At 38.7% G+C, this 10,212-nt stretch carries 11 protein-coding genes; 9 read left to right on the top strand and 2 right to left on the bottom strand.

The genetic code is table 11. From position 1 onward, the window contains the following. Positions 1–141 precede the first annotated feature (141 nt). The 6 genes from WJR50_RS24055 to WJR50_RS24030 all read left to right on the top strand — a co-directional run bounded on the left by WJR50_RS24055 (position 142) and on the right by WJR50_RS24030 (position 5,517). Positions 142–561 (top strand): TCP-1/cpn60 chaperonin family protein, encoded by a 420-nt coding sequence (locus WJR50_RS24055; protein ID WP_341295853.1) that lies wholly within the window; start codon positions 142–144, stop codon positions 559–561. 405 nt (positions 562–966) lie between these two features. Further along, positions 967–1,416 carry a DUF2267 domain-containing protein gene (locus WJR50_RS24050; protein WP_341295850.1) on the top strand — a complete coding sequence of 150 codons (450 nt, stop codon included), beginning with the start codon at positions 967–969 and terminating at the stop codon, positions 1,414–1,416. Positions 1,417–1,495: 79 nt separating this feature from the next. After that, complete coding sequence (locus tag WJR50_RS24045; protein WP_341295849.1) at positions 1,496–1,990, top strand: DUF892 family protein; 495 nt, start codon at positions 1,496–1,498, stop codon at positions 1,988–1,990. Positions 1,991–2,055: 65 nt separating this feature from the next. Then, positions 2,056–3,012 carry a magnesium transporter gene (locus WJR50_RS24040; protein WP_341295848.1) on the top strand — a complete coding sequence of 319 codons (957 nt, stop codon included), beginning with the start codon at positions 2,056–2,058 and terminating at the stop codon, positions 3,010–3,012. 311 nt (positions 3,013–3,323) lie between these two features. Continuing rightward, complete coding sequence (locus tag WJR50_RS24035; RefSeq protein ID WP_341295847.1) at positions 3,324–3,935, top strand: phosphoribosyltransferase; 612 nt, start codon at positions 3,324–3,326, stop codon at positions 3,933–3,935. 154 nt (positions 3,936–4,089) lie between these two features. Next, positions 4,090–5,517: a hypothetical protein gene (locus tag WJR50_RS24030; protein WP_341295846.1), complete on the top strand. Its 1,428-nt coding sequence runs from the start codon at positions 4,090–4,092 to the stop codon at positions 5,515–5,517. Positions 5,518–5,695: 178 nt separating this feature from the next. Here the strand turns inward: WJR50_RS24030 and WJR50_RS24025 are convergent, their stop codons facing one another. Continuing rightward, positions 5,696–6,526 carry a universal stress protein gene (locus tag WJR50_RS24025; RefSeq protein ID WP_341295845.1) on the bottom strand — a complete coding sequence of 277 codons (831 nt, stop codon included), beginning with the start codon at positions 6,524–6,526 and terminating at the stop codon, positions 5,696–5,698. Positions 6,527–6,736: 210 nt separating this feature from the next. Continuing rightward, positions 6,737–8,092: a rhodanese-like domain-containing protein gene (locus WJR50_RS24020; RefSeq protein ID WP_341295844.1), complete on the bottom strand. Its 1,356-nt coding sequence runs from the start codon at positions 8,090–8,092 to the stop codon at positions 6,737–6,739. Between the two features lie 358 nt (positions 8,093–8,450). On the opposite strand from WJR50_RS24020, the gene WJR50_RS24015 reads away from it, so the two are divergent. Genes WJR50_RS24015 through WJR50_RS24005 form a run of 3 tightly spaced genes read left to right on the top strand, consistent with a single transcriptional unit; the run spans position 8,451 to position 10,209 of the window. Then, complete coding sequence (locus WJR50_RS24015) at positions 8,451–8,615, top strand: hypothetical protein (protein ID WP_341295843.1); 165 nt, start codon at positions 8,451–8,453, stop codon at positions 8,613–8,615. A gap of 44 nt (positions 8,616–8,659) precedes the next feature. Next, entirely contained in the window at positions 8,660–9,436 is a 777-nt protein-coding gene (locus WJR50_RS24010) for an MlaE family ABC transporter permease (RefSeq protein ID WP_341295842.1), read from the top strand. Next, complete coding sequence (locus WJR50_RS24005) at positions 9,433–10,209, top strand: ABC transporter ATP-binding protein (RefSeq protein WP_341295841.1); 777 nt, start codon at positions 9,433–9,435, stop codon at positions 10,207–10,209. Before WJR50_RS24010 ends, WJR50_RS24005 begins: the two co-directional genes overlap by 4 nt. Positions 10,210–10,212: the final 3 nt, after the last annotated feature.

Here is a 10,212-nt window from a genome sequence, read left to right as displayed (position 1 = left end):
TAGCCCAGCCTGAACATATTGTACCGCTTGTTTTTTAGTTCTTAGCGAATAGTATTTTGAAGTGATCATGCTTAAATACTTGATTAATAAAGAGTTACCAGTAGGTGTGTTGACTAATTTTAGCATAAGCCAGATGAAGCGCTGCATGCGACCCGCGCTGCTGTAGAGGAAGGGATTGTTCCAGGAGGTGGTGTAGCGTACATCCGAACATTATCGGCTTTGCAAAGCGTAGAGGTGCTCAATGAAGATGAAAAAGCAGGGGTAGACATTGTTAAAAAAGCGCTGGAAGAACCTCTAAGACAAATCATCATCAATACTGGAGTAGAGGAGTCTGAAGTTATCTACAGGGTAAAAAACGGAACCGATGATTTCGGGTTTAACGCCAAAAACGAAACCTTTGAAAATTTATATTCTAGCGGCATCATAGATCCTACCAAGGTTAGTCGTTTGGCGCTGGAGTACGCTGCCTCTGTTGCTGGTATGTTATTGACCACAGAATGTGTGATTGTCAACAGAACTGAAAAGGAGAAAAGTCAGGGTGTAGTACCTGAGTTTGTCTGATGGCGATTTATATGGATTACTGTTGACTTTTTACAGCTACAACGAGGATATGTATAAAATTTGAGCTAACCTTCTATACAAAACAAGATTACAGATACTAATAATTATCTGTTGTTTAATAAAAAGATATTAAAAAAGTAACTTTTCCTACAAAACCATAAAGACATATTTCATACGTTCAGTATCACTATTATTCCCTGTAGAAATCTCCGTGACTCTAAAATATTTGCATAATCATTAAAATTTTTCTAAAAAACTTTAAACCAGATTAGATATGGATTATGATCTTAATCAACGCTGATGGTGATTTAGATCATCCGTTTTGTACATGCATTTGATCAATTTTGATACTACCAATTAAACGGTTTCAAGAGAACCAAATATTCAATTTTTAATTCGCCTACTATGGGAACGCATTACTTTGACCATCACGCCTCTGAGGCCAATAAATTCCTGACAGAGCTTGCCATAGAACTACAGGCACCTGATAATGTGAGAAAGGCAGAAAGAATTCTTAAAGCAGTATTGCACACGCTTAGAGACAGGCTTGGCATACAGGAATCCTTCCAATTTATGGCCCAGCTACCTTTATTTCTGAAAGGAATGTATGTGACAGAATGGAAATATGGAAAAGCTCCTTCAGAAATAAAACACCTTCAGGAATTCATTGATGCAGTAAAATCAAAAAATCGTACTACTGGCGAAGAAGACTTCGGTGATCACGATCACTCTATCTTTTTGATTAAAAAGGTATTTAAAGCATTAGGCCACTATATATCTCCCGGAGAATGGCAGGACATCATGGACAACCTTCCTAAGGAGTTGCATGCTCTAATTAAACCAGCACTAACATAATAAGCCTGAGGAGACAAGTATTAACCAGAGATGCAGTGAATGAATATCGTACATTCAACTACCACAAGTATACCTAAGCATGAAGTACATACAGGATTTAAAAGAGCTGTTTGTAGAACAGCTTAAAGAACAAAATGATGGAGAACGGCAACAGCTGGAAGCTTTGCCCAAACTAAGGGAAAGCTCATCAAGTAAAGAACTGCAACAATCCATTGATCATCTGATAGGAACCAAAAGAAAACATATGCAACGTATAACACAAATATTTTCTCTTTTACAAAGAAATATTCATGGAGAAGAAAACAAGGGGGTAAAAGGCTTGACAGCAGAAGCCCTGGAGATGGTGAAAAGATGTACAGATGCAGCCGTCAGAGATGCAGGAATCATTACATCCATACAACACCTTTGTCATCATAACATTGCCAGCTATGGTACATTAAGTGTATTTGCCAAAGAATTAGGATTGTTTGAAATCAAAGAGCTGCTGGAAGAATCGCTTTCAGAGGAAAAAGGTGTAGACCTTGATCTTTCCAAGCTTGCCATTTTACATATTAACTCAAAGGCTATTCATTGATGCCTCTAATAAATATCTAAAGCACTAAGTTACCACTCATTTCTGGCGATTACTCTTAATTACTTATGAAAAACGAGAAGCCCATTGCATCTATTAATTCTCGTGTTCCTGTTGTAAGTCTGGAAGACACTATAGAAAAAACATTAGGTGAAGTCAGAAACTCAGACTGGGAAGAAATTCAATATATTTTTGTAACTGATACTCAAAACCACCTGAAAGGTTACTTTACATTCAATAAGTTGCTCAAAAGCGCAGCTGATCAAAAGGCAGTTGACATGATGCAACCTTGCTTTGCAGTAAAGATACACCATTCTTTGGAATACATAGCTACCCATGCCATTAGCCAAAACATTTCTACAGTACCTGTAATAGATGAGCAAGAACATTTTATAGGCATCATTCCTGCCCAAATTATTATTGAGACATTACGTAAAGAACATATTGAAGACATGCACAAACTTGCGGGGATCAGAAAAGAAAGCAGTCATGCCAGAAAAGTAATTGGTGAACCTCCTTTAAGAAGCCTCAGACACCGTCTTCCCTGGTTATTAATAGGCCTTGCAGGCTCTTTCATTTCTACTTATCTCATGGCAGACTATGAGAGCATACTAAGAAATTATATCTCACTATCATTTTTTGTACCGGGAATCGTCTATCTGGCAGATGCAATTGGTACTCAGACAGAAACACTTGTCATCAGAGGATTATCTTTAAGCAGGGTAAAAATTCAAAAAATGATTTACACTGAACTTCGTACCGGAACGCTAATTGGAATAATTCTGGGCATACTTAGCCTACCAGTATCACTATATATTTCTCAAAATATTCAAATAGCCTGGATAGTGAGTGTTTCAGTTGTAGCAGCAGGCACAGTAGCCACATCTGTTGGCCTTTTACTTCCCTGGACACTTCAACGCTTTGGCTTAGATCCAGCTTTTGGCTCAGGCCCACTGGCTACCATCATGCAAGACATCCTGAGCATCTTAATCTACCTTATGATTGCCAATGCCCTAATGGGTTAAGTTGAGTATAGTATTCATATTTCAACTCAAGTTTTACTGCGATAAGTATTTTTAGAAAATCCGAATTTTTATACTTCTCCAGTATACTCATTTTTTCTCTTTACTCTTTAGTAATAATTTAGGTAATCTCCTTTGAAGAATCCTTCATGACAAGCAGGTGAAAATCAGATGACTGCATGGCAAAAGATTTTGAAGTTTAACATACACAATCCTTTGTTTTTTTTCACTGACCAAGATCATCGGCAGCTATGATTTATGTCTGTTTAAATGAAGATACACTTCATTACCTTTTGTTAAATTTTGTTTGATTCATGAAATACCTTGACCGAAGGGATGCCGCTGAGCGACTGATGAAAGAGTTGCATCAGTATCAGGATGTAAAGCATGGAGTAGTATTAGCCTTACCCCGTGGTGGTGTACCTATTGGTAAATTTATTGCAGACCAATTGCATTGGCCATTGGATGTGGCCATTGTTAAAAAAATCAAGCACCCTTTTTATCCTGAATTTGCTCTTGGCGCTGTAAGTACATCGGGATATATTATCAACAGGCACGGAGATGTTGCTGAAGAATATATACAGCAAGAGATTCGCCGCTTAGAAAAAGTCATCAAGGAAAAATATTTACTGTACAGAGGTGACAGAAAACCCCTTAGAATAAAAAATCAAATCGTAATGCTGATAGATGACGGCATAGCTACTGGTAGCAGCATGCTGGCTGCTGTTGATTTAGTAGAGAAAGAGAATCCAAAACACCTGGTGGTGGCAAGTCCGGTAGCATCTCAGGAGGCATATCACAACATTTTACGGAAAGTTGATACTGTAATTTGCCTGCAAGTTTCTGACAATTTTCATGCTGTAAGCCAGTTTTATGAAACGTTTCCTCAGCTTACCGACGAAGAGGTTATTACCCTTTTAAGTTAAATCAATAGGTTGAAAAACCAGATTTGATGACTAGATTCTTCATCAATCAGATATTGGATGCTAGGTGATTTTTTGAAATTATGGATCAAGTGTGCACTTATGTATTCCTACAATTGTCCATTTACATCTAGCGTCCTTTTAATACTACCACATTATGAAATATTTGAAATACATAGTATTCTTTACTATTCTTTTTCCTTCAGTGGGAATGAGTCAGCAAGTCTCCATTGTGGGTTATTATACAAAGAATGATAGTATTTTTTTTGAATTTAGCACTTCTGATCATCAATTCGCAGTTCAGAGAAATAATGAGAACGTAATACCTTTAACAGCCATTTCCATTTTCAGTGTAACCCTTGCTGGTGATTTTAACAACTGGAATACTGAAGCATACCAGATGGACAAAATTGATAGTACAGTTTTTCGTAAATCTTTACCTCTAAACTTGTTGGGTATAAGCGAAACTGAGTTTGCTTTTGTCATCAACAACGCATATTGGGTTGAGCCAAGTCTAAAAGGAGTAAACCGTGTATCTGCCCCCTGCTGGCTTGGGTATTTAGGAACAGTATATACTACTTTGCTTTACCCCCAGACCCTTCAACAACTGATGACCAGCTCTTCTCTTTCTGACCAAAGTGCAAGGGAATGGTTAACGAATCACGCGATTCCTGTACATACTCATTCACTAAGTGGTCTGGATTCACTCAAGCAGTTTGTAAAGGGTAAAAGAGCCATTGGCGTTGGACATAATTCTCTGTTAACTTTTGAAATTCGTTTTCGCATAGTCCAATACTTATTGCCCAATGCAGATTATTCCGTCATGGCTTTTCAGTTAGATTCCAATCATGCAGAGCAAATCTATCAGTATGTTAATAAAGGAGTAATACAGGTGGAAAACGATTATGATTCAGAGGTGATCCAGATATTGGACTGGAGCTATGACCGTCCTGAAGTGATCTTAATGGCTTATCAACATGAAGATGTAGACCAAAGCCTCAGCAGGCTAGAAAGTATCGCAGCTACACATACTGATACGTTATGGAAACAGGAAGTAGACACTTTAGTGAAAAACATACGGGAACTCCTCAGCTTACAAGAAGCATGGGGGCTATATTATTATGATTCACCTTCCTATCAGGAATACCTCTTACTCACCCTCTGTAGTGTACATGATAACTTACCAACCTTACCTCACGCAGAGCGGAAAGCAGCAGAGCAGGCACTAAAAGTGATCAACCACTACATTACCAGCCTATCTCATCTAAAAAGATATTACCAGAGCATTAATAGTGAGATTAGCCATTATTTTGATTGGATGGATACTAGCAGTACCGAACTTCAACTAATTGCCTGGGTACCAAATCAGGAAATGGGACGTAATACAGCCGGGTCTTTAGGTCAGTACTTACACAACCGGTTTCAGGATCAATATCTTTCTATTGCCGTTGGTAGTTTTCATTTTGAAGAAGAACCTATCACTCATTTCCTTGAAGAACGATTCCCTATGGTAGGACGTGAAACAGGTAGTAGTGCCTATCTTATAGATTTACGAAAAGAAAACCTCTCTTCTGAAGAAATGTAGTGGCTAGTACGAAAAATCTTTCCTTACTCAGATAAATACCATAGTCAACTATCAGACTATTTTGACATGGTACTTCTGGTAAACGAAACTAAAAATCATTTCCTCAGACGTTGAGCCTTCATAATAGCTTAAACGAATTAGATTGATCATTCAAAAGTGTATCCCATAGTGAATATGATTACTTAAGAGCAAGCAAAGGCTTATGCGTGTGGAATATCATGTACTTTGTTTTACTGCTATGCATCAATTGATCTAAGAGCCCATGATGCTGAGGTAGCATCACCAGCAAATCTGCCTGTTTTTTATCCAGGTACTGTTGGATGCCTTCATTTACATGTTCATGTCTGATATGGTTAATTTCAGTAGCTTCTCCCAAGTAAGTACATAAAGTTTCACGGAATTCTGTTTGTTGGCGGGTATAATCTTCTTTTTCAGGATGGATATGCAAAACTTCCATGTTGGCTCCGAACAGCCTGGCCATTGCTTTAAGCGTATCCAGTACCTTGAGGTGCTCAATAGGCGCCAGATCAGTGGCTAATACTAGCTTTTGTGGACGTACAAATCTTGCTTCCTGAGGTATGACCAGTACCGGAAACTTACTATGTTTCACAGTATGGGTGGTCACACTTCCAAACCATGCTTTTGCACCTTCAGCTTTCCGGCTTCCCATGATCAGCAAATCCACATCTTTCTCTATTGCTGTACTTTCAATGATATCTGTTTCAGAACCTGCTTGGGTGACACATTCAAAAGGTATTTTTGGAGAATACAAAAAATCATTCTGTAAAACTTCCATCTTTTTGTCAGCTGCTCTCTTGAACTCTTCCGGACTAACTCCTTCGTAATAACCCACAGGATAATGATAGGAAGGTGGCACAGGGACATGATAAGCATGTAAGACAATGAGCTCTGCATCTGCTGCGAGTGCAAATTCAAGCGCATAGAGGAGTGCATTGTTTGCAGTCTCAGAAAAGTCAGTAGGTACAAGAATACGTTTGAAGGATTTCATGGCAATTTTTTTCTACCAAACTACTTTTCTACTCATTCTTTTGAGATGACTTACATCACTATACATTATGATATAGGTCATTGAAGAAAAATGTATAACCATCAATTTTCTCTCACTAAGTCATAATTTGATCACAATTGCTCAATATCAGTCAATTTATTTATGGCTATTAAAAATTTATTTGTAATCCTAAAAAACGTTGAAGCTAAGCTATGAGTGTTTAGCCGCAGCAGCCTGAAACTTATTTACTTCTTCTCCAAGATCATATACTTTAGTTTCCAGCAGCATACCTTCCAGTATGCTGGACCCTATCGCCGAACGGTATCCACCTGCACAATGCACCACCACTGCTTTATCAAGAGGTACTTCAGAAATCCGATGCCGCAGCTCTGCTAATGGAATGTTTAAGGCATGTGAAAATATTCTTTTTCCTACTACTTCAGAAGCTGCTCGTACGTCTACAATGGTATACATTTCCGGATGCAGCTTAAAATCTTCTACGTCTAAAATTTGACTTCTTTCCTGGAAATACTGAGGGGCTATGATGGTGGCTTTAATATGAGTCTCATAGCCAATCTTAGCCGCTCTTCTTATAAGTCTTTCTTTCTGTGCGTCGTTGTTTACTACCAAATAAAACTGCTTATTTGGAGAGATAATGGAACCTAACCAGGTTTCAAATTTTTCACCTTCCTGTATATTAATCGCCCCTTTCATATGACCCTTTTTAAACAGCATATTAACGCGTGCATCCACAATTGGCACCCCAGCTTCTAATGACTCTGCCTCATGATGATGAGTAATTCCTTTTATGCTTTCTTCCAGTGGAGCTGCCCCTGCTCTGTTTATTTCAACATCAAAGGGGAAATATTGTGGTATGAAAGGTTGGTCATTCAGTAAAAAATCCACAAACTTATTTACATCCGTCACCTGAAAAGCCCAGTTATGTTTCTTTTCCTGTCCGATAGTACTATAGGTTTCTGCTCTCATATTTTTACCACAGAGTGAACCCGCACCATGGGCTGGATACACGATCACTTTATCATCCATCTTCTTAAAAACCTGATGAATGGTATGGTACATTTGATGTGCCAGTTCTTCTCGTTTGGCATGGATCATCCCAGCTCCTTCTCTTAGATCAGGCCTTCCTACATCCCCTACAAATAGGGTGTCTCCTGTATAAACGGAATGAGGTTGGCCAGCTTCATCAAGCAGCAGGTAAGTGTTGTGGTCAGGCGAATGTCCGGGAGTGTATAAAGCACGTATTGTTACTTGTCCTATTTTTACTTCCTCTTTGTCATTCATTACATGATGTGGATAAGAAACACCTACTTTTGAGTTGATATAGATGGTTGCTCCATATTTTTCATAGAACTCAAGATGACTACTCACAAAATCAGCATGAGGATGCGTTTCAAAAACAGCTATTATTTTGGCTCCATGCTCACGAGCAAAATCCAGATAAGGTTGAGTATCTCTAGCCGGATCAATAAGCGCTACTTCTCCCTCACTTAAAATTGCGTAAGAGCCATGCGCCAATGCTTCGTCATAAAACTGCTTTACATTCATGGTAGTATGTTTTCATAGTTATAATATGATCTTTTCCTCACAGATCAGCTATTAGCTGCTGGCAATACTTCTTCATTCTCCTAATTAAACAGATAGTGACGTTTTCCGGATTTTATTATTTGGTGTATAAATAAAGATAGAAACAACTGTATTTGGGATGATCATAATCATCGGAATCAATGACCTGAATCATATAATCATATTATTTAATTTTTGGCATGTATCGTCAGGAATTGTCTTTCTACTTTAGTCCATACACCCTATACTGACTATCCATACCGATGATATATGTCATTGAAATATATGACAGATGTGCTGAAATTGGCTTTGAACGATTGAATACCAAATATTTATAGCCATGAAACTTACCTTAAAGAAAGATCCTGGTCTTAGCTGGCAGGACAAATTACTTCATAATAACACACGAAAAGTGTTGCTACACTATGCTATTTCTCTGCTCGTATTAGCAGGCATAAGTTTCCTTCTGGAACAGTATTTTGAAAAGTCTATTACTACCGACTAAACATTAGGTAGGTTTGTCGCTAACCTTTTTAATAAAAAAAACCTGTGTTTACATTCTTTCCAAGAAATTTAAAGCAGTATTTGATCATTACTGCCGAACTTTCACAATTTGCCGCTGACTTCTTGCAGGAGATTTTCAAACCACCTTATGAGTTTGATGAACTCCTCAAACAGTCATACCGCATTGGTTACCAATCATTACCCCTAGTAGGAACAACAGGTTTTATTATGGGTGTAGTGCTTACCTTGCAATCAAGACCAACATTAATTGAGTTTGGTGCTGAGTCATGGATGCCTTCTATGGTAGGCATTTCCATTGTGAGGGAAATAGGACCAGTCATTACAGCACTGATCTGTGCTGGAAAAGTAGGCTCAAGCATCGGTGCAGAACTGGGTTCAATGAAGGTGACCGAGCAGATTGATGCAATGGAAGTGTCCGGTAATAACCCCTTCAAATATCTGGTAGTGACACGTGTACTGGCAGCCACGCTCATGTTGCCCGTACTGGTTATTTTTGCCGATATAATCTCCCTGGTGGGTTCTTTTCTGGTTGAGAATGTGAAAGGTGGTGTAGGATGGACTTTGTATTTTAACCAGGTATTTGCCAATCTTCAGTTTGGAGATATCATACCATCTATAGGTAAATCTTTTTTCTTTGGATTTGCTATCGGGCTAGTGGGCTGCTATCAGGGCTATTGTTCTGAAAAGGGTACCGAAGGTGTAGGTGCTGCCGCTAATACAGCAGTGGTAATGGCATCAATGCTAGTGTTCATGCTGGATTTTCTGGCTGTGCTGGTAGCAGATATTTTTTATGAGCTATGAGGAAAACGGTAATCACTGAAGCTGCTTCCTCCACTTCTAATTTAATAGATTCGGAGGTAATTGAAATCCGTCATCTCTACAAATCATTCGGTGATCACCAGGTTCTTCAAGATCTTAACCTGACACTCTGCGAAGAAGAAAACCTGGTGGTTTTGGGAAAGTCAGGTTCTGGTAAGTCAGTGTTAATCAAATGTATTGTTGGCTTGATTCCTATGGATTTAGGAGAAATTTACGTATTGGGAAAAAACGTTGCTATGTTAGAACGTGACGAATTAGATAAACTTCGTCGTAAAATTGGATTTCTTTTTCAATGGGGAGCCCTTTATGATTCCATGACCGTCCGTGAGAACCTTTGTTTTCCTTTACGGAAACATAGTAGGTTAAGCAAACAAGAAATCAGTATAAAAGTGGAGGCAGTTCTGGAAAGTGTTGGACTACCTGAAGCAGTAGAACTTATGCCTTCTGAACTGTCAGGTGGAATGAAGAAAAGAATAGCACTGGCCCGTACACTTATGCTGGATCCTAAAATTATTCTGTATGATGAGCCTACCAGCGGACTGGATCCTATCACAGCCAAAGAAATAAGCGAACTCATAAGGAGAGTACAAAGCCAGCACCATACAGCCTCTATGATTATTACGCACGATATGGATTGTGCCAAGATCACGGGTGATAGGATTGTAATCTTATCCCATGGTACAAACTACGCTCAGGGGACTTATGCAAAGTTATCACAATTCAGTGATCCTAAAGTAAAAGGGTTTTTCCTGTAAAGT

The sequence above is a fragment of the Catalinimonas locisalis genome (genome assembly GCF_038039535.1).
Lineage (GTDB): Bacteria > Bacteroidota > Bacteroidia > Cytophagales > Cyclobacteriaceae > Catalinimonas.
Note: the sequence above shows the minus strand (reverse complement) of the source record. Positions and strands in the feature narration are given on the sequence as shown.

Excerpts from the sequence above, each read along its gene's own strand:
- WJR50_RS24050 (WP_341295850.1), top strand. The coding sequence starts at position 967 with ATGGGAACGCATTACTTTGACCATCACGCCTCTGAGGCCAATAAATTC.
- WJR50_RS24045 (WP_341295849.1), top strand. The coding sequence starts at position 1,496 with ATGAAGTACATACAGGATTTAAAAGAGCTGTTTGTAGAACAGCTTAAA.
- WJR50_RS24040 (WP_341295848.1), top strand. The coding sequence starts at position 2,056 with ATGAAAAACGAGAAGCCCATTGCATCTATTAATTCTCGTGTTCCTGTT.
- WJR50_RS24035 (WP_341295847.1), top strand. The coding sequence starts at position 3,324 with ATGAAATACCTTGACCGAAGGGATGCCGCTGAGCGACTGATGAAAGAG.
- WJR50_RS24030 (WP_341295846.1), top strand. The coding sequence starts at position 4,090 with ATGAAATATTTGAAATACATAGTATTCTTTACTATTCTTTTTCCTTCA.
- WJR50_RS24025 (WP_341295845.1), bottom strand. The coding sequence starts at position 6,526 with ATGAAATCCTTCAAACGTATTCTTGTACCTACTGACTTTTCTGAGACT.
- WJR50_RS24020 (WP_341295844.1), bottom strand. The coding sequence starts at position 8,092 with ATGAATGTAAAGCAGTTTTATGACGAAGCATTGGCGCATGGCTCTTAC.
- WJR50_RS24015 (WP_341295843.1), top strand. The coding sequence starts at position 8,451 with ATGAAACTTACCTTAAAGAAAGATCCTGGTCTTAGCTGGCAGGACAAA.
- WJR50_RS24005 (WP_341295841.1), top strand. The coding sequence starts at position 9,433 with ATGAGGAAAACGGTAATCACTGAAGCTGCTTCCTCCACTTCTAATTTA.